This window comes from Clostridium sulfidigenes, from assembly GCF_052067195.1.
GTDB lineage: Bacteria > Bacillota > Clostridia > Clostridiales > Clostridiaceae > Clostridium_J > Clostridium_J sulfidigenes.
On sequence record NZ_JBQHQR010000007.1, the window covers coordinates 144,655 to 167,748 of the forward strand.

General features: G+C 30.5%; 27 protein-coding genes and 2 pseudogenes. 2 read left to right on the forward strand and 27 right to left on the reverse strand.

Annotated elements, in window-relative coordinates:
- Nucleotides 1-32: 32 nt before the first annotated feature.
- From ACTNBA_RS10470 to ACTNBA_RS10595, 26 genes and pseudogenes are all read right to left on the reverse strand, one after another.
- Nucleotides 33-158, reverse strand: coding sequence for a hypothetical protein (locus tag ACTNBA_RS10470; RefSeq protein WP_441073942.1), 126 nt, complete (start codon nucleotides 156-158; stop codon nucleotides 33-35).
- A gap of 22 nt (nucleotides 159-180) precedes the next feature.
- The gene (locus ACTNBA_RS10475; RefSeq protein ID WP_441073944.1) at nucleotides 181-1,230 is read right to left on the reverse strand and encodes a DUF5700 domain-containing putative Zn-dependent protease; all 1,050 of its coding nucleotides are present in this window, start codon (nucleotides 1,228-1,230) and stop codon (nucleotides 181-183) included.
- Between the two features lie 181 nt (nucleotides 1,231-1,411).
- Nucleotides 1,412-1,831, reverse strand: a complete 420-nt coding sequence (locus ACTNBA_RS10480) for a GNAT family N-acetyltransferase (protein ID WP_441073945.1) — start codon at nucleotides 1,829-1,831, stop codon at nucleotides 1,412-1,414.
- 140 nt (nucleotides 1,832-1,971) lie between these two features.
- Nucleotides 1,972-2,436 carry a hypothetical protein gene (locus tag ACTNBA_RS10485; protein WP_441073947.1) on the reverse strand — a complete coding sequence of 155 codons (465 nt, stop codon included), beginning with the start codon at nucleotides 2,434-2,436 and terminating at the stop codon, nucleotides 1,972-1,974.
- A 79-nt stretch (nucleotides 2,437-2,515) separates the two neighbouring features.
- Nucleotides 2,516-3,433 (reverse strand): alpha/beta hydrolase family protein, encoded by a 918-nt coding sequence (locus ACTNBA_RS10490; protein ID WP_441073949.1) that lies wholly within the window; start codon nucleotides 3,431-3,433, stop codon nucleotides 2,516-2,518.
- Between the two features lie 270 nt (nucleotides 3,434-3,703).
- Complete coding sequence (locus tag ACTNBA_RS10495; RefSeq protein WP_441073950.1) at nucleotides 3,704-4,147, reverse strand: GNAT family N-acetyltransferase; 444 nt, start codon at nucleotides 4,145-4,147, stop codon at nucleotides 3,704-3,706.
- A 105-nt stretch (nucleotides 4,148-4,252) separates the two neighbouring features.
- On the reverse strand, nucleotides 4,253-4,735 hold the full coding sequence (locus ACTNBA_RS10500) for a GNAT family N-acetyltransferase (protein ID WP_441073951.1): 483 nt from the start codon (nucleotides 4,733-4,735) through the stop codon (nucleotides 4,253-4,255).
- Between the two features lie 255 nt (nucleotides 4,736-4,990).
- On the reverse strand, nucleotides 4,991-5,656 hold the full coding sequence (locus ACTNBA_RS10505; protein ID WP_150844316.1) for a flavodoxin family protein: 666 nt from the start codon (nucleotides 5,654-5,656) through the stop codon (nucleotides 4,991-4,993).
- 320 nt (nucleotides 5,657-5,976) lie between these two features.
- Nucleotides 5,977-6,213 (reverse strand): hypothetical protein, encoded by a 237-nt coding sequence (locus ACTNBA_RS10510; protein ID WP_441073953.1) that lies wholly within the window; start codon nucleotides 6,211-6,213, stop codon nucleotides 5,977-5,979.
- Between the two features lie 19 nt (nucleotides 6,214-6,232).
- Nucleotides 6,233-6,532 carry a hypothetical protein gene (locus tag ACTNBA_RS10515; protein WP_441073954.1) on the reverse strand — a complete coding sequence of 100 codons (300 nt, stop codon included), beginning with the start codon at nucleotides 6,530-6,532 and terminating at the stop codon, nucleotides 6,233-6,235.
- Between the two features lie 158 nt (nucleotides 6,533-6,690).
- Nucleotides 6,691-7,053: a sigma-70 family RNA polymerase sigma factor gene (locus ACTNBA_RS10520; RefSeq protein WP_441073955.1), complete on the reverse strand. Its 363-nt coding sequence runs from the start codon at nucleotides 7,051-7,053 to the stop codon at nucleotides 6,691-6,693.
- A gap of 187 nt (nucleotides 7,054-7,240) precedes the next feature.
- Entirely contained in the window at nucleotides 7,241-9,988 is a 2,748-nt protein-coding gene (locus ACTNBA_RS10525) for a virulence-associated E family protein (RefSeq protein ID WP_441073958.1), read from the reverse strand.
- A 20-nt stretch (nucleotides 9,989-10,008) separates the two neighbouring features.
- Nucleotides 10,009-11,970, reverse strand: a complete 1,962-nt coding sequence (locus ACTNBA_RS10530; protein ID WP_441073960.1) for a DNA polymerase — start codon at nucleotides 11,968-11,970, stop codon at nucleotides 10,009-10,011.
- Complete coding sequence (locus ACTNBA_RS10535) at nucleotides 11,957-12,505, reverse strand: DUF2815 family protein (protein ID WP_035133956.1); 549 nt, start codon at nucleotides 12,503-12,505, stop codon at nucleotides 11,957-11,959. The genes ACTNBA_RS10530 and ACTNBA_RS10535 overlap by 14 nt, the downstream gene beginning before the upstream one ends.
- A 29-nt stretch (nucleotides 12,506-12,534) precedes the next feature.
- A complete protein-coding gene (locus ACTNBA_RS10540; RefSeq protein ID WP_441073961.1) occupies nucleotides 12,535-13,071 on the reverse strand; it encodes a hypothetical protein in 537 nt (178 codons plus the stop codon).
- An 80-nt stretch (nucleotides 13,072-13,151) separates the two neighbouring features.
- The gene (locus ACTNBA_RS10545; protein WP_441073962.1) at nucleotides 13,152-13,553 is read right to left on the reverse strand and encodes a sigma factor-like helix-turn-helix DNA-binding protein; all 402 of its coding nucleotides are present in this window, start codon (nucleotides 13,551-13,553) and stop codon (nucleotides 13,152-13,154) included.
- A gap of 238 nt (nucleotides 13,554-13,791) precedes the next feature.
- Nucleotides 13,792-13,953, reverse strand: coding sequence for a hypothetical protein (locus tag ACTNBA_RS10550; RefSeq protein WP_167403036.1), 162 nt, complete (start codon nucleotides 13,951-13,953; stop codon nucleotides 13,792-13,794).
- Nucleotides 13,954-14,733: 780 nt separating this feature from the next.
- Nucleotides 14,734-14,997: a hypothetical protein gene (locus ACTNBA_RS10555; RefSeq protein WP_441073963.1), complete on the reverse strand. Its 264-nt coding sequence runs from the start codon at nucleotides 14,995-14,997 to the stop codon at nucleotides 14,734-14,736.
- A 187-nt stretch (nucleotides 14,998-15,184) separates the two neighbouring features.
- A pseudogene (locus ACTNBA_RS10560) lies at nucleotides 15,185-15,378 on the reverse strand (AAA family ATPase); the annotation flags it as partial.
- A gap of 47 nt (nucleotides 15,379-15,425) precedes the next feature.
- Nucleotides 15,426-16,109: a hypothetical protein gene (locus tag ACTNBA_RS10565; RefSeq protein WP_150844325.1), complete on the reverse strand. Its 684-nt coding sequence runs from the start codon at nucleotides 16,107-16,109 to the stop codon at nucleotides 15,426-15,428.
- Nucleotides 16,110-16,127: 18 nt separating this feature from the next.
- Nucleotides 16,128-16,760 (reverse strand): ABC transporter ATP-binding protein, encoded by a 633-nt coding sequence (locus ACTNBA_RS10570; RefSeq protein WP_441073966.1) that lies wholly within the window; start codon nucleotides 16,758-16,760, stop codon nucleotides 16,128-16,130.
- Complete coding sequence (locus ACTNBA_RS10575) at nucleotides 16,760-17,491, reverse strand: hypothetical protein (protein WP_441073968.1); 732 nt, start codon at nucleotides 17,489-17,491, stop codon at nucleotides 16,760-16,762. Before ACTNBA_RS10575 ends, ACTNBA_RS10570 begins: the two co-directional genes overlap by 1 nt.
- A gap of 570 nt (nucleotides 17,492-18,061) precedes the next feature.
- Nucleotides 18,062-18,874, reverse strand: coding sequence for a hypothetical protein (locus tag ACTNBA_RS10580; RefSeq protein ID WP_150844329.1), 813 nt, complete (start codon nucleotides 18,872-18,874; stop codon nucleotides 18,062-18,064).
- Nucleotides 18,875-19,179: 305 nt separating this feature from the next.
- Nucleotides 19,180-19,629, reverse strand: a pseudogene (locus tag ACTNBA_RS10585) (hypothetical protein); the annotation flags it as partial.
- Between the two features lie 114 nt (nucleotides 19,630-19,743).
- Nucleotides 19,744-20,076 (reverse strand): DUF4351 domain-containing protein, encoded by a 333-nt coding sequence (locus tag ACTNBA_RS10590; RefSeq protein ID WP_441073970.1) that lies wholly within the window; start codon nucleotides 20,074-20,076, stop codon nucleotides 19,744-19,746.
- 112 nt (nucleotides 20,077-20,188) lie between these two features.
- Entirely contained in the window at nucleotides 20,189-20,374 is a 186-nt protein-coding gene (locus ACTNBA_RS10595) for a hypothetical protein (protein ID WP_441073972.1), read from the reverse strand.
- Between the two features lie 576 nt (nucleotides 20,375-20,950).
- Between ACTNBA_RS10595 and ACTNBA_RS10600 the strand changes: the two genes are divergently transcribed.
- Nucleotides 20,951-21,538 (forward strand): YcxB family protein, encoded by a 588-nt coding sequence (locus ACTNBA_RS10600; RefSeq protein WP_441073973.1) that lies wholly within the window; start codon nucleotides 20,951-20,953, stop codon nucleotides 21,536-21,538.
- Between the two features lie 3 nt (nucleotides 21,539-21,541).
- Nucleotides 21,542-22,126: a hypothetical protein gene (locus ACTNBA_RS10605; RefSeq protein WP_441073974.1), complete on the forward strand. Its 585-nt coding sequence runs from the start codon at nucleotides 21,542-21,544 to the stop codon at nucleotides 22,124-22,126.
- A 64-nt stretch (nucleotides 22,127-22,190) separates the two neighbouring features.
- Here the strand turns inward: ACTNBA_RS10605 and ACTNBA_RS10610 are convergent, their stop codons facing one another.
- Nucleotides 22,191-22,994: a RelA/SpoT domain-containing protein gene (locus tag ACTNBA_RS10610; RefSeq protein ID WP_346879384.1), complete on the reverse strand. Its 804-nt coding sequence runs from the start codon at nucleotides 22,992-22,994 to the stop codon at nucleotides 22,191-22,193.
- Nucleotides 22,995-23,094: the final 100 nt, after the last annotated feature.

The following is a 23,094-nucleotide window of genomic DNA, read 5'->3' on the forward strand; positions in this document are numbered from 1 at the left end:
ATAGCTTACTATATAAATCTTCAACAATGTTCTCAGTTAAAACCCTTACTTTTTTCCCTTACATACTCTGGAGCCCATCCAGTCCTATTGCTTAAGAATCCAGATTCATCTACTTCGTAAGTTGAGTAAGAAATACCTTCATATATTTGTTGAAACACATTTATGTAGCAATCTTTGTAATTACCAAAGATTGTTGAATTTTAGTAATACTTCTCTATCTAAACCATTTTTTTGTACTTTATTACAAGCCTCATTATAATAGTTTAAAAACTTATTTGGATCTTTAAAACATTCAAGTAGCTTTTCACGTCCTAGACTACTATCAATGGCAGAACACATATATTTACCAATAACCTTATCAAGAGCTTCCTCATTATTCTTCATATAAAAATACTCATTTACAACCTCTTTAAGCCTGTTATACTCGCTGTCAGGTTCAGTAAGTAATTCTACTAATAAATTATTTAAATCATTTAGCTTTTTATCAACTCCATTCCATGAATTTAAGTACTTTTCTTCCAAATTAATTCCTATGTCTATTCCATAAGCCTCATGAAATAACTCATATAAATCTTCACCTTCATTAAAGAAATAAACTGCTGCACCTTCACTCATAATTTGATCTATCAATTGCATTACTAAGGATTTATTATCTTTCCTACTTAACAGACTGTTTCTTCTATCATTTTTATCTAACCAATATAAACATCCAATATGATGAAATTCATGAAGAATTATTCCCTCTACTCGCTCTTCTTGAGTTTTATCTGAAACCCAAAATAGAGCATCAAGACACATGGTATTTTTATCAACAATACTTCCAGCATTATACCCATCTAAACAAAAGAATATATTTAAGTCCAACTGTGTATCTTCTGGTAGAGTATCTTTCAATTTGTCCTCTAAAATCTTAAAGTTGTAGTTCCTTATATTAGTTATCTTTTTATCTAGCAAATCCATGTTTTTTGAGATTCTCATTAAAGCATTATTCATTCTTGTTAATATATCATTATCAGTTTCATATATTTCATTTTTAGCTGATTTAATTAATATATCAGCATATTCTTCCTCAGTGATGTTACTACCATAAAACTTAAATTGAGCTTTACATCCCGGGTCATTTCTTAAAAAAGTTATTATTGAATCCTTGTTTACATTGACACCATTGACTAAATTACACAATATTCCTGTTAGTCCCTGGGCTGCTGATTTAGAAACATTAACTCTCATAAATCCTCCTTAAAAAACCAATAATTTAATTCATTATTAAATGCCATTATTCACTGCATTCTTAGGTTTATATACTTATTATAGCATTTTTATGATAAAATGTATAAAAGCACCTCCATATAGAGATGCTCTAAAATAAACAGCTTTGCTTTTTAATCAAAGCCATTAAAATCTGGTCAATCTATGCCTCAAAATTGTATTTCACAAATGCAACCTCTTCAAGTTCGCATGATGTGAACATACCATTTTTCTTATAAAAGGCTTTGGTTTTTTCTGTATTTTCAGTCATCAGTACAATTTGTCTAATATGCTTATATTTATCTAATACTGATTGTAAAAGATAATTTCCTATGCCTTGTCTTTGATACTCTTCTTTTACTAAGATATCTTGTATATAGATAATAGAAGCATCATCACCAACAACCCTAATTAATCCAATCAACTCGTCCCCATCAAAAGCTCCAATATTGAATAAGGAATTTTTTACTGCCTTAAATAGTTTATCAGGTTTATCTGAATATACTGTCCACCCAACATTTTTATATAATTCTATCAATTGTTTTAATTCAAACGTTCCATTTTCTTTATATTTTATATTCATTTTTATTCTCCGTTTCACATATATTATTATAGTATAATTACAATAAATGTATTAAAATTCAAAAATAACCTCTATATAGAGATGTCCTAAAATAAACAATTTTGATTTATGATCAAAGCCATTAATAAAAAGTTTTCTATTTAGTCTATTAATATCGCACCATTTCCAGGTACAAAAATCACGTGTGAGCTTGAATGTGAAATCAACAGCCATTGACACTCATTTGAAACTTTAAATCTAATAGATGAATTCATTTTATTGTTTATAGTAACAGTAACATCATGAAAATCATTGTCTAAATTTAAAGGATATCTAATAACTTCATGACCAACGTCACCTGATATTTTTCCATCCTTGCATAATTTATCATCAACAAAAATTTTAATATCATAATCTATTTCTTCATTATAATCAACCCATATAACAAAATTTGATTCATTTTCATCTGCAAGTTTCATAATTTGAGTTTCTATTGGTGCATTAGACACTTCTTTATCATTGCAACCCAAAAATTCAAGCAAAATAAATCTCATAAAAAACATAATTATAATTCCCATTACACATCCAATAACTACAATTAAGTTTCTTTTAGACTTTAAGTTCACTTTCTTATACCCCCTCTGCGAAACTTATTAATATAATTTCTTAATTATAGAAGATTACGAATTAATTAAACTTCTATATTTATTTTGCAGCCTCAATAATCCAGTCAACTATATAATTAAATCTTTCTGATGTAAGTGCATGACCACCTTCATATTGTTTAATACTAATTTGTTGCCCTGCATTACATTTTATATATTCCTTTTCTGCCTTTTTATAGATATCCATTGCATCTTTCGAGTATTTATCTTCTGTTGCTGATACAATTAGAAATTTAGTTGGGCAAATCTCGCATACTACATCGTCAATATCATAATATCTCATAAAATTTGGTATAACACTTGCCATTTCAATGCCAACATTATTCTTAATTCTATTTCTAAATGTTGCTGCACTACCGCTAGCACAAGCATAATGTATTCTTTTATCAAATGCAGTAAGATAAATCGTTGTATTACCTCCATATGAATGTCCTAAACAACCTATTTTATTATAATCAACGCAATCCAATCCATTCAACACACTGATTGCTCCCATTGCATCTTCAATTACTGTTTTTGCCAGAGTCTGACCTGTGAGTATTCCGTAGCACATTGTAAGAAAATGCTGCCAGTCATCATCTTCATCATTTTTATTGATTCCTGAGGCATTAACTCTTCTATCCTCAAAACACAATGAATCTGGTGCTATGACAACAAATCCCCTCTCTGCAAGTGCAGGACCAAAGGCTTGAAGATGATTCCCAGCAAGACCGCAAACTTCACTCTTGCCAAGATTTCTTTCTCTGTTATGTTGATGATTTATTAAAACTGCTGGGTGCTTTCCTTCTACATCTGGCAAAAGCAAAAAGGCAGTGTTTTTACGTCCATGTATGAAATATTGAATAAGTTCCCTTCTGTATCCATTACATTGGAATGTTTCTAAAACCTCATAATCTATTCTGCTACTCACAGGCTTCAAGTCAATAAGTTTTAACATCTCTTTACTGTTTGTACTCATACTACCTCCTTCTAATAAATTCAAATTTATACTTTTGCAATATACGGATTTTATTTACTTCGCAATTTAATACAATTATTCCTTTTCATACTTATTATAGCACAACTTCAATAAACTGTATGTATATGTTAAAAGCACCTCCATATAGAGATGCTCTAAAATAAACAGTATTAGAATAAGTTATTTAATTATATATCAATTTCACCATATAAAAAGATGAGATTTTAAAACATAAAAATTCACTGACTCCATCTTGCTTAAACAATTATTTTAAATTGTATACTTAAATATAAGTTCTCCATTAACATCCTTTTCATTTATATACTCAAATCCAATGCTTTTGTATAAACTATAAGCTAATGTATTTTGCTCAACTATACTTAAGTAGATAGTATTAACATCATATTTTTTTGAAACTATATCAATAAGGTTGGTCATTGCAATTCTTCCAAATCCTTTTCCCTGGTATCTTTCATCTATCATTATTCTATCAATCCAAGTGTCTTTATTAGGCCCGAAGGATCCGTACATTGCAAATCCAATTACTTCCTCGTTATCATATATAGCTACAGGATTCCACTGACTACAAGTTCTTGCCTCTTCCAAGCATTCATCTACAGTTTCAATAAATTTCTCTTGGTCTGACTTTAATTTTATTTTCCTAACAATATTTTCATTAGTATTATCTATATCCTTAAAATATATATTATTCATATAATTACTTATCCCCCAAATTCAAAACATCTTAATTTATGCATCTTAACCAATGAATTACCTGATTAATCTTCTTTCTTATCTTAATTCAATCTGTTTATATTATTATTTTTCCTTCTTAAAAACAAAAGATTTACATTCATCATCAAATATGTTTTCCTTTAAAAATGTAAATCCACATTTTTTAGTATAAAATTTATGGTTTCTTATTGAATAATCCGGTGTTTCAACTGTCCAAATTTTAGCATCTACATATTTTTGTTCTATATCATTCCAAACTATAGTGCCAAGATGTTGTTCTCTGTAATTTGGATCAATAAAGAGCATTTCCAAACTATATTCATTATTGGGCTTAATTCCAACTGTGTAAGCACCAACTATATTCCCTTCATAAATAACTTTATAACTTTCAAAATCTGCGTGCTCATTTAGCCATTTAATCAAACTGCCATCATTATATCCTTTAGGTCCATCCTCTTTTATATTGGTGTGCATTGATGTATCTTCATTAAATGCAGAAGTCATGATTTTTGTTAATTCTTTATAGTCATCAGTATATATCTTTTGATACAAAATCTTGTTATTCATTAAAACTTCTCCTTCCTATTGTTTAGTACGTTGATACGGGTTTCCTACAATTATTCATTTGAATTATGATAACTATAAACTTATTGTAACATAATTTCTATAAAGTGTATGTTTATGTACAAAAAGCATCTCATTAAAGAAAAGGTCATAAAATTAACAACGGGTTTACTTTAGAGGTGCAAAATTCAAAAAAGATACAGAAATATCTTATTAAATCGCAAAGAAAATAGCATGGTTTTTCCATGCTATTTTTATTTAATCATTAGAGATTTTTTCAAGAACATTATTTACTAAAGGAGTTAATCTATGCTCTATGTCAGTCCAGTCATATTCTTGGATTGGAAAGATTGAACCCTCAACCTTCTTAACACTCTTAACTGGAATTATTACTCCATTTTTATGTTCATTGTTTAGTTTAATGACATTCATCTCAACGGGATACGATAAAGCATTCCAAATTGAGTCTAAAACAGGTTCTTTATAGTATTTTATTATTTCTTCAGTGCCACCACCATGTCCTATAATGCCAACAGGTTTTCTGAATAAAGGTGAACGGTAATCTTCATCATTAAATCTCTTTAAAAATGCTAACTGCTCTATTTTCTCAAGTAACATAGATAACTTTGATGGTATTGGTGCATAATGTGCAGAAACAATAAATAATGCATTCGCTTTAGTTAGTGTGTCATATATCTGATTAAAGGCACTATCATAAATGCAACATTCTTGCTTAAAGCACGTTCCACAACCAATGCATGGTTTAAGTTCATAATCAACAAGAGAAATGATTTCAACATCTATATTCTTATCTTTAGCAGTCTTTGTGTTTACCATCTCTTTAATAAGATTGCAAGTTTTTAAAGAAGTGCTATTTTGTCCAGCATGTTTGATATTTGAGGCTGATATGCAAACAATAGTCATATTTTTTCTCCTTACATTTATATATAACTTTTACCTTCTCCACGACTTGTAACAAGAGGTCTTTCAAGTATTGATAACCTTCTTCTAATTTGATTGAAAAAGGTGTTTATTGCTCTACTGTCTACTCGGAATAATAATTTTGCCAGTTCATCATTAGGTAAATATGATAAATCAGTAATACAATCTACATAACGAACACCTTCATCAATAAACGGAAAGGTATGCTCAATAGGAATTTATCTGGAGATGTAATAGAACATATTGGTACAGAAATCTTTGATATGGAATCTCTTGAAGACCTAAAGAAATATTTATTAACCCTACAACTTACTAAACAGCTTGCCTTTATCTTTTATCCCTAAAATTAAAAGACATAATGATATTATTAATTCACAAGCTATAATTACCCATATTAAAGGATGGACAGCATCTATTGAGTTTACTGCCCCTATACCTCCTTGACTTGCAGCATATTTTAAGAAAAATTCATAGGAAATAATTACAACAATTAGTTGTGTAAATGTACCAAATAATAATCTTAATCCAGACCTAAACATTAAAACTCCCCCTTTTACCTCAAGAAAATGAAACTACCCTACCAACAGTTAAGATAAAAATTATAAATCCTGTCATTATAATGGTTATGGCTACTGTAAAGACTCCTCTAAATAATTGAAACCAGCTGATGGCTGCTGAAAATCCAAGTAGCCCTAGTAATAGTGTGATTATAGAAAGTATCATAACAATAACTAATGGATGCACTTGCAATAGATCCATTGTAAAGTTAATTACCTTATTTGATTCTATTGATAAAAAGAATAATATTACACATACCAATGATAAAATGAATGAGTAAATATTTAACCTTAATTTCATACTGAACCTCCTAGATATTCCATGGTAATGCAAGGTGCTTATTTAGCACGCTGCAATATTCTATTATAATTTACAATTTTACCATATTGTACGACCAATGGTATTAACTTAAATTTAAATTTCTATATACATTCAGTAAAACCTTATAGATAGAGTTCTTAGCTTCTCTGAAGCTTACTAACAGAATTTTTCCTATCAGTGTTTCTGCCCATGTAAATTAGACCTTGAAAGTTGTTTTTTATAGCTATAGATACATGGCAGGGGAAATGACCTTTGGTTATATCATAGCCATGGACTGCTTTGCATAGGGCAATAATACCCACTTGAATTAGGTCATCTAGGTCATAACCTTTTACACTTATATCCACAGCTTGGCTAGATATTAAAGCCTTGAAAGTTTTTAAAAGTTCTTCAAGGGCAGTATCCTCCCCTGCTTTTGCCTTTGTCACCAATTCTTGAATTTTAGCATAATTATCCATAACAAAAATCCTTTCTCTTAGGCTATTTCCTCCTGTGTCCATGTGTCCATTTTTTCCCCTATATATACCTATATAGTATTATATATATATTATTTATATTATAAATATGCTCTAATAGAATATCATGGACATAATAGATACATAGGGAGTTAGCCCTTATTATTACTAGGTTTGAGGCGTGTCCTTAACTGTGTCTTTGCCTGTGTCCTTGAAATCAAGGATACAGTTTCTAAGTGTTTTCATAATTATTCTTTCTTATAAAAGCTCTTTGACATCCATAATTTTTACCAAATCTCAGTTTTCCTGTGCCCATGTTATAGGGTTCCCAATCCTCAAGGACACGGAGCACATCATTAATTTCTCTAGAATTCATAGGTTTCATGTACTTAGGATCTCCTTGTAATAGCTCCACCCATATCTCCATGGCACATACTTTATCTCTTTTTTTAGTGGGTATTGTCTCTTCTTTAAAGTTAGTTCCATGAATATAACTTCTTCTAGCTACCACATCAAGGTCCTCCCAATTTTCAGGAAGAGGCATTTCAAGGTATTCATGAATCAATCCCTCCATGGAACTTCTCTCTGTGTGCTTCTCTTGGATTTTAACTGCTTGCTCCTCTAGTTCTAGCTCTAAGAATAACCCTTCCCCCATCTTCCAAAGCTCCACAGCTTCTGCCCAAATCTGGTGGATTTCAGCCTTTATATCCTCTCTCCATAAATTCTTTTTAATTCTATGTTTCTCTACCATTACAGGCCAAAATCTTCTATTCCCTGTTTTATCCTTTAAGAAGTCCATTTCATTGGTGGTGCCAAAGAATACACACTGCCTTGGAAACTTTGTAACCCTCTTTCCATAGGCAACTCTATAGATATCTTCCCTTTTAGATATAAAGTGTTTTACTGCCTCCGTCTCTGCTTTTTTTGCAGCAGTAAGCTCTGCCATCTCTATAATCCATGCATCTTGGAGTTGTTCATAGGCCTCTTTCCCTTGCACTGTGTTAAAGGAATCAGAGTACCAGTTTTGCCCTAGAAGGCTTAAAATATGACTCTTTCCTACACCTTGTTTTCCAACTAAAACCAGCATATAATCAAACTTCACTCCTGGATTAAAAATCCTAGCAACTCCAGCAACTAAAGCTTTTCTTGTAACCATTCTGTTATATTTAGTATCACTAGCTCCTAGGTAATCTATAAATAGGTTGTCCACTCTTTTAACTCCATCCCACACTAAGGAATTAAAGTAATCTCTAATGGGATGAAACTTATTTTTCTCCTCTACAATTAAAAGACCATCATTAATCTTCATGGGACTAGTTATCCTATAAATCTTTTCTATATAATGCCTTAAAGATGAATCATCACTGTCCTTCCACTGATCCCCTTCTTTTTTATTAAGAAGCCTATGCCAGGGTAGATTACCCTTAATCATAGTTCTATGAGAAAATTCATTTAAAGCTATTTTCCCCTTTAGATTTTCGTCATTCTCAAGAATTAAACTAATATTTTCTATGGTGGACTTGTACTGCCCTAGCTTATCAACCTCTAAGTGCTGCATCCATTGGTTAGCATCGTCACTTAAAACTACTTCCTCTCTTCTTTTCTTTCCTTCTTTTTTATGATTATCTGGAATGTCTCCCATATCCTTATCTGATATATGTTTATCTACGATTACTTTTCCTTCACCATTTTCCTTTAGGTGATTTCCTTGCACATTCTCATTTCTATTTATATCTTTCTTCTCATTATTATGAAACTCTTCTTCTTTATTATATGGATTTTCTTCTACCTTATTATCATAGGAATATTTCTCTTCCTCATTATTATGAAACTCTCCTTCTTTATCATAAAAGTCTTTATCTCCATGATCATCAAGCTCTTCCTCAACCTTAAAATCCACTTTTGCTTGCAAAAGCCGTTCCTTTCCAAGGGTTAACTTCACCTGATTATCATTTCTAGCAAAGTCTATCATAGCCTTGTAGGAAGGCAGCTTAATACTCGGTGTATCCTCAGGTATTCCTTCATCTAGATGGCCAAAGCTATGAAGCCTCATTAAATCAAAGGCATTACAAAGGAGCCCTGTCATAGGGTCTGTACTGTGATAGGAGTAAGCAAAATCTCCTTCCTGATAAATTACAAGTCCCCCAGAGGTAGAGCCCTTTACATAGGTATATCTATCCTTGTCCATAGTAGGAATATATATATGACTTAAAAACTTATCTATAACCTGGGGAGTGGAATAGCAACGGCAAAAGCCTCCTATGATTCCCGTCTTTTCCCTTGGAGAGCCTTGCTTATTTGCTAAAGCTCTCCTGTGTTTATTAACCCTAGAGGATTCTGGCCAAGTACTTCTATCCTTCCAATTTTCATAGGAATTTAAAACCTGATCTGCATTAAGCCATGGAGCATCCTTATAGTGAAAGACAAATTCTCCATCACTGCTAGTTGAAGGCCAATACATAAGTCTAGAAGGCTCATAGGTACTATCATCAAAGTAATCCATGCCTATATCTTTAGCAACCTTTCTTCCTATGGCTTCATATTCCTCAGGTGTCACCCTTCTATTTAAAGGAATTACTAGGCGAAATCTAGGTCTCTCCTTGCAATACTTATGGGTAGAGTATATAACTGCAGCAAAATCAAATAACATATCCAAGGTATCCCATAGGTAAGAAGTGGCATAATCACAATCTAAAGTCAGTAGTTGCCTATCCATGACAGAAGCTTTTGTCCTTCTACCATCCTTTAAAGTACCACCTACAAAGCCACCCACATCCTTTATATTATCCTGAAGGTCCTTAGGTGAATTTTTATACTCCTCCAAGGTTTCAGAGGTATAAACAGTACTGCTAAGTTTTTCTATTAGCTGACTCCATGTGATATTAGTATTATCCCACTGCTTATCCCTTCTACTTTTCCCCACTGATAGAGCAAGGCTTCCTTCATGCTTTAATGACCCTTGAATACTCATTTCCTTCATAACTTACATACTCCCTTTTCTTAAAATTTTCTATAATAATTACTTTCATTAACCTCAGCTGTTAAAGGTAAATTCATAGCCCAAAGTATTGGCAGGCTCATGATTTCCTCCACCTCTTTAACAGAGCCAAAGCCCTGAGGCACTTCCAAAACCACTTCATCATGGACATGGATAACACATTTATATCCAGCCTTTTCAAGATTTAACATAGCCTCTCCAAGACAATCCCTAGCTATAGCTTGTACAATGTTTTCCGTAAGCTTACCTCCATAGGTTTTAAGTACTCCCCACTGCTTTTTATTTTGATCAACCCCTTCATAGGTAAGAACATTTTTATTAAGTCTAAAATCCCTCTTTACTCTCGCATTTATATAGGCAAGGCTTCTTCCTGAAGGCAGGGTTACAAACAAAATTCCATCCTCCATGGAAAAAGTAATCCCATTACGCATCTTTACAACCTTTCCATGGATTACAGATTTTAAAGCAGCTCTCTCAATATTCTTCCACAGCTTAACAATATTTCTATTGGCAGCCCTCCAGGTGATAACTAAGTTAGTAACCTCCTTATCATCAAGGCCCATCTTTAAAGCTCCCATGGAAAGCAATGCTCCCCTACCTCCTTGATAACCTAGAGCAAGCTCTGCAATCTTCCCCTTTTCCCTAAGAATACTGCCCTTGGTAACCTCTTTCTCATCCACATGAAACATTTTAGCAGCAGAGGTTTCATAAATCCTTCCATGGGAATTAAAAACATTTAATCTCCATTTTTCATTTGCCAGCCAAGCTATAACCCTAGCTTCAATAGCATTATAATCTGCAATGATAAATCTAGAGCCCTCCTTAGGAATAAAGGATGACCTTATAAGTTCACTTAGAACCCTAGGCACACTTGGATAACACATGTCCAGTTCATAATAATCTCTACTTTTTAAAAGGTCCCTGGCTATATCCAGGTCATCTAAGGTGGTCTTAGGTAGATTTTGCACCTGAACAAGCCTTCCAGCCCATCTTCCAGTTCTACTAGCTCCATAAAACTGAAATAATCCTCTAATTCTCCTATCCTTCCCCATGGCACTAGCCATAGCTTCATACTTTTTAATAGAGGTCTTAGAAAGGATTAACTTTAATCTCAGCACTGACTTAATTTCATCACTGATATCACGGTTTAACAGCCTTTCTATAGACTCCTTACTAAGACTATCTGTATAAACATCTCTTTCCAAAAGCCAACTCTTTAACTTTTCATTACTATTAGGATTTTCAATTCCTGTAACCTTTGTCATCTCTTCTTTTATATAATCCTGGCTTTCCCTTGCACATTCTCTAGCACTAGCTATAAGGTCCTCATCTACTAAAATTCCATAATCATTAATCCTTTGGTCCAGGTGCCATAGATTTTCTTCCTTAGGAGTGAGTCTAAACTTACACAACCTTTTTCTAAGAGCCCTCTCCACCTCCACATCTCTTCTGCAATACACAGTAAAAAGCTGCCACCTAACAAAATCATCTTCTGGTACATGTCTTAAGGGTTGTCCATCATCTCCATAGTTATAGGGCATGGAAAAATATTTAATCAGGTCCTTACCTTCCTTAAGCTTTCCTTCCTTCATCTCCATAGCATTTAAAGCTCCCTCTAAACTCCCTGGAAGTCCTAATAATAGAGCATTTACAGCAGTACACCTCCACTGCTCTATTACAAGTTCCAAGTTAAAATACTTAGATATACATATCCTCTCAAAGTTAGTATTAAAGGAAGTCTTAATAATATCTTCACTGGTTAAAGCCTCCATAACCTCCCTAGGGATTTCCTCACCACACTTTAAATCTATAACCCTAACCTCCTCATCATCAAAGGCATAAGCAAAAAGTAGAATCTCAAAATCCTCTGCTTCACAATAGGTATAAACCCCACACTTACTAAGGTCTCTACTTGAATAAGTCTCTATATCAATAGACAAAAGAATCTCTTTACCATGATTCATTATCATCATCCCCCACCATATCAAAATCATCCTGGGCTCTAGATCTGCCACTTAAAAACTCTCCATCCTCAAGCTTTTGCACATTTTGAAGACCACAGCCAACTCCCTTATTTCCACCTTGATTAAAGGCATAAAAGTTTATAGAAACTCTGCCATAGCAACCAGAATAAACAACTCCAGGCTCTAAAATATCCCTAAGACTCCTATCCACAACCCCAGGCCTTTCCTTTGAAATAGCATTGATAAAATAATGATTGGTAAACTCCTCATGCTCACCTCTCTCCTCATCACCATCCCTAAGAGGCAACTTCAAATCCATAGGAATCTTACCACCCCAAAGAGCAGCTCCAGATAGCTTAGCCCCTTCAACACCCTTTATAATAGCTTCCAAAGTTTTCTTATCTGACTTAGGAATAAGAATACAAACACTATACCTAGGCTCCTGATTAAGATCCATAATCCTTGGCTCAAAGAGATTTGTATAACAAAGCCTAACCTTTCCTGTAATAACCTTAGTATTAACCTTAACTGACATAATTAACTCCTCCTCATAATTAAATTAATTTACTGCACCTCATTAGCTTCCTTAAGCAAGTCTCCATAGTTCTCCCTTGGAACATCTGAAAGTCTCTCACCACCATACTTAATAAGGAGCTGACGAACCCTCTCATGATCACCCTTTTGAGACATAGCAGCCAACTTTTCTCTAATGTCCCCTAAAGTAACCTCCTCCTTACAAAGCACATAGGCATCCTGTCCCTTTAGTTTTTCTTCCTTAGTTATTGGCTCCTTAAAATTCTCAGATTCTATTTCTTCCCTACCTATTGACTCCTGAAAATTCTCAGATTCTATTTCGTCCTTAGTCATTGGCTTTGTAAAGTTCACCGATGCCTTTTCTTCCTTAGCATCCTTTTCCTCACTTTCCCCCTTAACATCCTCTAACTTCCAAATCAGTCCCTCTTCCTGATCCTTAGGTAATTCACCGTCAGTACCTAAAGCCTCAGACTCCTTCTCATCCAAAGCTTTAAAAAACCTAGCTGACAATGTTAAAACCTTGATAAGTTCCCTACAATTAAAGTTCACATTAATATTAATATCCATAAATAAACCTCCTTCAAAAAAATACCCTCTATATATAAAGCCTTCGTAGCAATGAATTCGTAGCTATTTTTGAAGATTTTTTAAAAATTTTTTAAAAGGATTCTTATTTCCTTATATATGAGCTTAAGAATCCTTCTTATGTTTCCCTCACTAACCCCTCTCTCTTTGGCAATGGAAACAATAGTTTTTCTTTGAAAAAACACTAGGTAAATTAACTTTCTCTCATCGAAAGATAATTTACCTAGTGCTTTATAAAGACTCTCATTAATTAATATTTCTTCTACATTCTCAATAACTTCAATTTCATTAGATTTAAATTGAAAGCCATGCTCCTCCATTTCCTCAAGAGAATTGTGTCTACGCCTCTCATTGCGATTATTATTATGAACCTGTCTTTCTATCTCCATGACAACTTTAATAAGCTCATCAGGTACAATAACCTCCTGAACTTCCCCTGTAATAAATTCATACTTAATATTCATATCCATCTCTCCTAGCTTCAAATTTTTTCATTGAAACTTTTATGAAGCTATTCAAAGCCTAGGTGGAGATGCTAAAAAAAGCCTTCCACAATGAAAGGCTTTAAAAACTAACCCTAGAAGGATTAAATTCTGTTAAAATAAAAAAATAGCCAGATGACTGCTAATTTAGCAACCATCCGGCTATTCGGTAGTTAATTCTCCATTGCTCGGTATGTTTTATTATACTTTAACTTATATCTTAACTCATTATATATGAAAATTCTATTTTTCTTAATTTAATATTGTTCTTTACCCCCAGAAGTTTTCTACACTTATTACACTTTATCTCTATCATTCCAACGTAGCTATTTTCCACATCGAATAATCTATTATTGCAAATTGGGCATCTCACCTGAATCAATTACATCTAATCCCCCTCTCTATACTAATTTTCCCCTTTAAATTACTTAATCATAATATAGATAATATATCATTTACCTACATTTCCCCTTAATATAACCTAACATATCCTTTTATTTATGTCTTTTCTACCAAATACTTTTATCTATAACTCGAATTCCATAAAAGCATAGTTACATTATATGACATTTTTAGGGAACGGTCAAGGAATTATTTGAATTATTTTGAAAATTTATTGTTTTTATCCATTATGGTGTTTCATAAAATTTCATCTTTATTTTCTAAATACTTTATTATTAGATTATTACCAATAATACTTATAAGGAATAAAGACACTGCAATAGCACTACATTTCATTGACACAGCATACTTATCAGATGACTTCAGAATAGTTATGAAAAAAATAAGAATAACAATATATGATGTAAGCTGTATTAATAGTATGATTTTTATCTTTATATAAGTTTTAAATGTATATTTATTTGATGTAATTAAATTGAAAGCATGATCTTTTAGCAGAAAATGTATCCATTTATTATTAAACTTATTTTTAAATATTAAAGTTAGTGATATAAACCAATATGGTATTGTAATTAATGCAAAAATGATAGTAATATAATACAGCATATTTTATCCCCTCTCCACATACTTTAATATATCTTATTTTACAATTTAAGAAGATTTTCTAATATTCAAATTTCTAACTGCAGTGTAGAACGCTTTCTGATTTTTAAATCTTTTGCTACTACTGAACCTCTTAATGTAAAAAATATAAATGGTGTTAGTTTTTATGAAAAAAGCTTTGATATGCCTTGTAAGATTTTTCATTTATAAACCATCGTAGCAATTGAGCGAAAGTTATAGCTATACTCATAATTTCTATTTGATTTAATATTTGTTTAAATGAATATAATTTAGTTATTAAATTTAAAACTATAAACACTAAAGCACCTATAACGCAGTAAAGCAATACTCTTCTGATAAAATAAAATAAAAGACCATGTTCTCTAATTTGACTCCATTGTTGAAATTTAACTTCATCCATACTTCTATACCACCTTTTCAATAACTATATATTAAAGCTATTTTATATACTATTTACATATTATAACATAAAATGTATTATACATGGAGGTTTGAAAATAAATAACAATAGTTTTAAAGACATGATGATTATCATATAATCCCATGCCTTAAATTCAATATTAACACATCCTAGAGAAAGGATGTATTTCTATGATTTTACATAGTTTACTCACCAAGAAGGGATAACCACAAGTATAAAAATAAAGCCTTCCTGCAAAGTATTCTTTATCAAGTTTTACATTTTTGCTTTCAGTGTAATCATCTAACATAGTGATTATTTCATCCTTTGAAAAGCTCATATCTACATTAAAATCAGTGGTTATATCCAAGGACTATTATGTTAAATTCCTTCATTAAAATCCATCACCATCCTATAATAATATTATGTTAGTGAAAGTATTTTTTTTCAATATCATATAATATGTTATTGTAGGTATCCACATAGGATTCTTTGTTAAAAAAAACTGGTAAATCAGCTACATCATTAAAATAAATTTCATTTTTTTCAGGATCATGTTCTATTAATTTGGCTTTATGATTTATTTTATATTTTCCAAATCTAGGAGTTGTAAATATATATCCATTACGCAACTCTTTTTTTTCTACTTTATTAGAGTTTTCGATTCCATTAAGAAAAACAATATAGTTTTCATCTTTTTTCATATTAATGTACCCTTCATAACAAAAATAATTCCAACTATGATAAAAATAACTGTTTTCATATAAATAAATTATATTTTCAGTTAGTTGCCCCTTAAAAGTATTTACTACTTTACACTTTCTTAAAAGGGAGTAAGTGTCAGGTTTTCCTTCGTCTATTGGTTGAACTTCTAATATTAAATTAGAGGCAGTTTCAAGGTCTGTAAGATTATTAATATCAAGTGTAAAATAGGGATATGCAAGTTGAAAGGTTTCATCGTCGTACCACGAGTATGCAACAGAGGGATTTATTTTCTTCTCCTCTTCAAGGGTAGGAATTGGCAAAAAAGAATCTTTAACTTTAAAGGCTGTAAAAAATGAAATTCCAATTACAATAGTTATACAGATAATCCATAAAAACTTTTTATTCATATTAATATCTCCTTATTGTCAATTGATTTCTTTAAATGTACCATTAAATAAACTTAGTTTTTTATCACAAATTTCCTCAATGTCATCCATAACATGGCTTACTATTAAAATAATGGTTCCACGTGCTTTCTCTTCAATCATTATTTTTTGAAAAATTTCTACCCCATCAAGATCTAAACTATTTGTAGGTTCATCCAAGAGTAGAATTTTGGGTTTTTCAACTATAGCTTGAGCTATTGCTAAGCGTTGCTTCATGCCTAAGGAGTATTTTCTTATTCTAACATTTTTCACATCTCCTAGCCCAACTTTATTTAAAGCCTCAATGCATTGTTCTTTTTTTACATTTCCTTTTATAGATGTGAGAAATTCAAGGGTCTCTAAACCTGTTTTGTCCTTCCAAAATAAAGGTGTTTCAATTATTACTCCAAGAGAAGGCAATATAGAAAAATCTTTATTTAAAACTTTACCATCATATTCAATTGTTCCACTTGTAGCTTTAGTAAGACCACAAATAGATTTAAGAAACACGGTTTTTCCAGAACCATTTTTACCTTGAATACAATATATTGTACCTGTTTTAAAAGTATAATTTATGTTTTTAAGTACATCATTGTTTTTAAAGCTTTTGCATAGATTATTTATTTTAAGCATTAAATTTCCTCCTTTTTTCTTAAAAGAATATTATAAAGAACAGACACTATAAATATTAAGGCTATATTAATTACAATACCTTTAGGTGAAATAACCATGTTATTTTCTCTAGGTTTATTGTGGAAACGTAATATGCTATTCATTAAGGGATTATTAATAAAAAAATAATTCAGCTGAAAGTACTCGAAAAACAATCCTATTACAAGTAAACTTATTTCTATTAAATAGGTAAAAGCTATGGAAATAGAAAAAGAGTGATAAATTCTAAAAATAAGAGTGATTAAAACTAAAAATAGTACAATTGAATAATTTATTGTAAATGAGATGAGTATTATGCCTATACTTCCAATAGAATATTTACCGAGGAAACAAAGAAATGCCATAGTAAATATGTAAGTAAATAGCATTAAACAAAATATTTCAAAAACAGCTTTAACAAAGAGCTTGCTTTTAAAAATCTTTTGTCCCCCTAATCTAGTTACTAGAAATATATAATTTTCATAAAAGCTATTGCAGCTTAGAGTTATAATTAAAGTCCAAAGAGCCATAGGAATAGCATATATAACAATACTATAAACATCTATAAGATATTCATAATCAAAGCTATTATAAATAAATAACAGAGAAGTACTTATATCACTAGCAGTATAGAGTACATCGTATTTTATTACAATAAGCATAATTGCTAGTAACATAGGAAAAATTAGTTTTTTTACCTTAGCTATATTCATAGCTTCCTCCCTCAAATTTATTTTTAATTAGATAAACACTATATAAAATTATATTTAACATAATGAAATAAATAATAGATAAAAAGATATTATTACCCTTTATTGGTCTCAAATCATAAAGTGTTGTTATAAATCTAAATATTGTAAAATCCGTCATGGAAAGTATGAAAAGTGTAACTCCGATAATAATACTACGTCTATAACTAAGCTTTGGAATAATTAATATAATACCTAGTAGAGATAAAAATAAAAAGTATTGTAGAAATAAAGCTCCAATTAAAGCTGTGTTAGCAGGCATATTTGAAATAAATACATTATCTATTGATAATATTAAAGCACCTATGATTGAATATTCTCCAAGAATCAACATTAACTTTTTTTGCCAGCTAAAGAAAGCTGTAAATCTTATAATTGAATAATACGAATAATAATTTCTTAAGTCAGTATAGAGAAGCCACAAATAAACTGGAATAAAAAACACAAATAACCGGTAGCTATCATAAAAGTTTTTGTTAAATATAGTATTATAAAAAGTACAAAAATCATAAAGAGTTCTTTTTTTAATCTCATTTAATTAACCTCAATTTCTTTATTTACTCCTATTAGATACATTACAAATATAATTACTATTAAAATTATAGTAATTTTAATAAAACCACCAATCCCTGCATTAGGAGATAGGATGTTGATATAACTAAAAAATTTGTATTTTTCTAAATGGAGCTTGTCTAAAATAATACTTGAACCAATATAAACCCCATAGGCTAAAAGACAGCAAAGATACTTGTTAGTTTTTATTATCATTGATAAGCAATAAGTTAAGCATGCAAAGAGAGCAAAAGTTATTGAAGGTGTAAGCATATAAAATATATTATAAGCAAAGGGATGAAGAACCCTTAAATATTCAATATAATTTCCTCTTGGTAAATTGATTACAAATGCAGGTGTACCAGTGCTATTATCTAAACCGTGTAAAGGATAAGTAATCAAACATAATGCAAGATTAATAAGTAAAGGAATTAACATGATAAAAAATGATAATATAAAAACCGCTAAAAGGTTGTTTCTGTGATATTTTTTCTTATTTTCTCTTGTTAATATAAGAGATACGCAGTTGCTTTCTAAATCATCAATATATATATCTCCAAAGGCAAAAGAAATAATTAATGGTCCTACAATAGCAATGATAAGCACTATAAATCTAATATCAAGGGCTGTAAATATAGTATTATCATAAGCAGAACGCAAAGAAGCAACAGGATGTCCAAAATCAAAACTGGCTTCTGTGTAAAAAGCAAATATTGAAATGAAAAAAATAAACAGAAAGACTGCAATAGTTTTAGTTCTATTAAGACCTCTTTTAATTGTAGCTAATAAACTCATAAACTCACTTCCTTTAAAATAAGGTGGTAAGTAAATACCACCTTATCAAGTTTTACTTTAAATTTACTTTTCCAGAAACAACTCCTCTTCCAGAGCTTGTCCATCCATCTTCCATTCCTAATCCAACAAAATCACCCACCTTTTTTGTTGAAGTAAGTACTATGGTTCTAGGTAGATTGTATTGCGAATTTGATATAGTATAAGTCTTTGGATATCAATATGTTACCATATTATACTATTATTGTAAATAAAATAAAGCTAAAACTTTTTTAAACTTTAGCATTCTCAAACTGTAGAAACCTTACTTAGCAATAAACTTCAACTATTCTTTTTCCTTTCTTACCTAGGTTTAAGGTTGTTTCTTTCACTGTTCCTACTTCTCCATTTACTCTTCTAAAATTAAATATTAAAAGGTATCCCTCATTAAGGCTATATTGCTCTAAGTACTGACCTAGCTGGTATAATCCTCTTTGATGATAAGATTCTCCACTCCATCTTTTAAGCTAATAGATTTCTTATCTTTCTTATAACCTTCATCATCATATGGTTATAGAGCAATTGTTCATAAATTTTATTACTTATCTTGCAATTTCCTTCATCTTCTTTTAAAATTCCATAGACACTTCCCATAATAATTTATCTTCACTCATTATGTTTTCATCTATGATTTTGCATAATTTACTCACCAGGAAGGGGCAACCAGAAGTGTAGAAATAAAGCCTTTCTGCAAAGTATTCTTTATCAAGAATGATTTTAAAGGCATGGTGATTATCATATAATCCCATGCCTTAAATTCAATTTCTTTATTTATGTCTATTAGATACATTACAAATTAAATAAATACTGCTACTTATTTATATCATTTGTTATTATTCGCTAAACTTAAAATACTCTTCCAATTCCTCCACTGAATCTATATCAAAAATATCCATACCAATTCTATCAATGGCATTAATGGGTAAATTCATTATCTTATTCTCATATCCGTCTGGTAAACTTTTAAATTTTTTTATTAGTAGCTTAATTAGTAATTCTGCTTTGCCTTTTTCTATTCCTTCTGCTATTCCCTTTTCTATGCCCTTCTTTTCAACTTCTGGATCATATAATGTTTTTGTCATTCTACTCAACTCATTTTCTAAAATTTCATCCTTAATAAAATTTCTATTTAAGTATTCTATTAGATTCTGTATTGCTAACAGCATTTTATCCGATGACTAGCAGCTCTAATACTCCCATCTTTTTCAAAGCGGGAGTAAAGAGCTGCTACGTCCCTGGATAACGATTTCTAAAGCTTCACAGAAGCTAAGAACTCTGTTAATGAAAGTCTTCTCCTAGTATTTCATTAGAATCGAAGAGTTCCTTAGATTCATTGGCTAATTTTGTTGCTAGTTTCTTTGCCTTATAGGATAATTCTTTCATCTTTTCAATGTTATTATTCTTGTTTGCCTTTATTAATTCCTTTTTTAATTGAAATAATTGTAGTGGAATAAGCGGATACATCTTTTTATCCGATGACTACCAGCTCTAATACTCCCACTTTCTTCAAAGTGGGAGTAAAGAGCTGCTACGTCCCTGGATAACGATTTCTAAGCTTCGAAGAAGCTAAGAACTCTGTTTATGTATAAGTTCCTCATCTGAGTATTCCCAATACTTAAGCACGGGTACTGTATAATCAATTTCTTGACTATCAGTTTAACTTTTTCCTTTGTTGATTCCAAGTTTGCACCGTCCTTTATAATTAAATTATATATTAAAAAGAGCTCAAATTAAATATATTTTATAGCTATATATTAATTATACGCACAAACATTTGTTCCTATTCATTCCAATCCATTATTTCTACTGTTTTTCCATATATTCCAAAGCACAAATGAAGTAGTTTATTACGTACTCAAGAGTTATCCCATAAGTTGCATTTTATACCATTATATTTAAATAGGAAGATACTTTTGGTATAATATAAATTAGTAGTAGTGGTACTAGTATTATATATAATGAATAAATTAAGAACATGGCTTAAAATAATCATTTCATTATTTATACATATTAAGTTAGTTAAGTTAGGAGGAAATAGACTTGGAAAACCAAGAATTAAAATTTAAATTTTCGACTAAAGACTCCGTAAAGAATTTGGCAGAGGCAAAAATAATCATAGGCAGAAAAAAGCTTTTTTTAAGTCGTTTAGTTATAATTCTTATCATTTCTATAATTGCATTAACTTTTATATTATATGTAATTGATTTATATAAGGTATCCTTTGTGGAGGCTTTAGAAATGTATTTTTCACACATTCCATTGTTAATTATAGACCTTGTTATTATTTTATATCTTATAAAAATGCCTGAAGTAAATGCATGGATTAGAATAAACACCACAGAGGTTATAAGACCTAAAGAATTAAAAAATCCTATATTTTCCACATGTTTTTATGAAACATATTTTTCTATAGGTGCTTATGCAGATATTATAGATACACCATACACATTTAATTATGAAATGATTTCTCATATATATATTACTAAGAATTTATTTCTTATAAAAGCTAATACATTAAAGGGCTATATAGTTCTACCTAAAAACTCACTTACTTTAGGTAATATTAAGGATTTTATGTCTTTTTTAGAAAATTCATTGCCATATAAGTCTATAATAAAGGAGGTTTAACTTTTGGAAAATGAGGAATTGCATTTTAAGTTTACAACTAATTGTACAACAAACAATTTAATTGAAGTAAATAAAGTTGTTAATAAAAAACTTTATTTTATTGGCTGTTTATCTGTTTTTATTTTACTAGCTCTTACTGCATACAGATTTATTAATGGTAGAATGGATATATATGATATTAGTTTTGTTGAAGGATTAATAATGTACTTTAAATTTATTCCACATCAAATGGTTAATATCTTTGTTTTTTTACTTTATTGGAAACTACCTGAAATCTCAACTCTGATTAATATTCATATATTTAATAAAGATAAAATATCTAAAGATAGTACTATAACCTATAGCTTTTACGATACATATTTCACTAAACTTTCATCAGAGGCTTATTCTCACGAAAACTATGAGGAATCTGTAGTTACTATAAGATATTGCTATGTTCATAAGGTATATATTTCTAAAAATCTATATATCATAAGAGACTATTCTGGTGGGGTTAATTCCTTCTCTAAAAATTCTTTTGTTATAGGCAATGAACAGGATTTTTTAAACTTCATTGATAAAACATTTAAGAATAAAAAATATAGATAAGATACACATGGATCTTATCTATATTTTTTTATTTTAATTAGTTATTAACTTTGGTAACATTTATTTATTTATTTATAGTTACCTGTCTTTTTAAATCCTCTATCTCTTTATCCTTAAGATCTATTATCTTTTCATACTTTTGTTCCATTTCCATCAAGTTTTTGCTTAGCATATTTATAAAGGATGCCATCTCATCGGAACTTCCTGCTATACGGTTAAATAGCAAAAGATTTAATTTTAAGACCTCTGGGATCTCTTTGTGAGAATATCTAAGTTGATGGTCAATCTCCCCATAGCCTTCTTCAAATATGGTTCTTACTTGAATTTCGGCTATAACCTTTTGATTAGTTGGAAAAAATTCTATAAGATAATGGACAGAACGGTAACCTGATTTTCTAGAATTAATTTGTATATTTAATTCTTCAAATATTTTTGTATCATCGCCTTCTCGAACATTAGCAGTTATCTCAACAACCTTCCAAGTTCCCAAAATATAATTATGTATATCTTCCCAATCATCCTTGAATATATGTATGGCTCTAATACCTATCAAATCATTTATCTCTTCTTTATAGTTAGAAACAGAAAATTGAAAATCCTCTCCATACTTTGATTTTCTATCCTCTGTCTTTCTAATAATCTTTTCAATAAGCCTTTCAGAATCCTTTACTCTAGATTTTACCGTATGTATTTTCTTATGCGCCCTAAGTGTATTTGCTATAAATTCTGCTTGTGTCTCATAAGTCTCCTTATACATATTGAAATCCATATATATTTCTTCTAAAGTGTCCCAAACTATTCCACTCTTTATAATCTCTTCATTCTTAAGATGATATTTACTTAAAAAAGTTTCTTTATCTAAAATCATAAACCTTGCCACCTTCAGTTTTACTTATTTTGTCCATAATAAATATATTTTATGATATTTTAAACTTATTGTAACTCAAAATGATAAAAGATAGCAAATT

What these genes read in the sequence shown, in the direction of transcription:
- ACTNBA_RS10500 (WP_441073951.1), bottom strand. Translation starts at nt 4,735, where the DNA reads ATGAATAACAAGATTTTGTATCAAAAGATATATACTGATGACTATAAA.
- ACTNBA_RS10530 (WP_441073960.1), bottom strand. Translation starts at nt 11,970, where the DNA reads ATGAATCATGGTAAAGAGATTCTTTTGTCTATTGATATAGAGACTTAT.
- ACTNBA_RS10480 (WP_441073945.1), bottom strand. Translation starts at nt 1,831, where the DNA reads ATGAATATAAAATATAAAGAAAATGGAACGTTTGAATTAAAACAATTG.
- ACTNBA_RS10520 (WP_441073955.1), bottom strand. Translation starts at nt 7,053, where the DNA reads ATGGACACAGGAGGAAATAGCCTAAGAGAAAGGATTTTTGTTATGGAT.
- ACTNBA_RS10575 (WP_441073968.1), bottom strand. Translation starts at nt 17,491, where the DNA reads ATGAATATAGCTAAGGTAAAAAAACTAATTTTTCCTATGTTACTAGCA.
- ACTNBA_RS10540 (WP_441073961.1), bottom strand. Translation starts at nt 13,071, where the DNA reads ATGGATATTAATATTAATGTGAACTTTAATTGTAGGGAACTTATCAAG.
- ACTNBA_RS10525 (WP_441073958.1), bottom strand. Translation starts at nt 9,988, where the DNA reads ATGAAGGAAATGAGTATTCAAGGGTCATTAAAGCATGAAGGAAGCCTT.
- ACTNBA_RS10515 (WP_441073954.1), bottom strand. Translation starts at nt 6,532, where the DNA reads ATGAAATTAAGGTTAAATATTTACTCATTCATTTTATCATTGGTATGT.
- ACTNBA_RS10505 (WP_150844316.1), bottom strand. Translation starts at nt 5,656, where the DNA reads ATGACTATTGTTTGCATATCAGCCTCAAATATCAAACATGCTGGACAA.
- ACTNBA_RS10590 (WP_441073970.1), bottom strand. Translation starts at nt 20,076, where the DNA reads ATGCTGTTAGCAATACAGAATCTAATAGAATACTTAAATAGAAATTTT.
- ACTNBA_RS10555 (WP_441073963.1), bottom strand. Translation starts at nt 14,997, where the DNA reads ATGGATGAAGTTAAATTTCAACAATGGAGTCAAATTAGAGAACATGGT.
- ACTNBA_RS10580 (WP_150844329.1), bottom strand. Translation starts at nt 18,874, where the DNA reads ATGAGTTTATTAGCTACAATTAAAAGAGGTCTTAATAGAACTAAAACT.
- ACTNBA_RS10570 (WP_441073966.1), bottom strand. Translation starts at nt 16,760, where the DNA reads ATGCTTAAAATAAATAATCTATGCAAAAGCTTTAAAAACAATGATGTA.
- ACTNBA_RS10475 (WP_441073944.1), bottom strand. Translation starts at nt 1,230, where the DNA reads ATGAGAGTTAATGTTTCTAAATCAGCAGCCCAGGGACTAACAGGAATA.
- ACTNBA_RS10565 (WP_150844325.1), bottom strand. Translation starts at nt 16,109, where the DNA reads ATGAATAAAAAGTTTTTATGGATTATCTGTATAACTATTGTAATTGGA.
- ACTNBA_RS10545 (WP_441073962.1), bottom strand. Translation starts at nt 13,553, where the DNA reads ATGAATATTAAGTATGAATTTATTACAGGGGAAGTTCAGGAGGTTATT.
- ACTNBA_RS10495 (WP_441073950.1), bottom strand. Translation starts at nt 4,147, where the DNA reads ATGAATAATATATATTTTAAGGATATAGATAATACTAATGAAAATATT.
- ACTNBA_RS10490 (WP_441073949.1), bottom strand. Translation starts at nt 3,433, where the DNA reads ATGAGTACAAACAGTAAAGAGATGTTAAAACTTATTGACTTGAAGCCT.
- ACTNBA_RS10510 (WP_441073953.1), bottom strand. Translation starts at nt 6,213, where the DNA reads ATGTTTAGGTCTGGATTAAGATTATTATTTGGTACATTTACACAACTA.
- ACTNBA_RS10535 (WP_035133956.1), bottom strand. Translation starts at nt 12,505, where the DNA reads ATGTCAGTTAAGGTTAATACTAAGGTTATTACAGGAAAGGTTAGGCTT.
- ACTNBA_RS10595 (WP_441073972.1), bottom strand. Translation starts at nt 20,374, where the DNA reads ATGTATCCGCTTATTCCACTACAATTATTTCAATTAAAAAAGGAATTA.
- ACTNBA_RS10610 (WP_346879384.1), bottom strand. Translation starts at nt 22,994, where the DNA reads ATGATTTTAGATAAAGAAACTTTTTTAAGTAAATATCATCTTAAGAAT.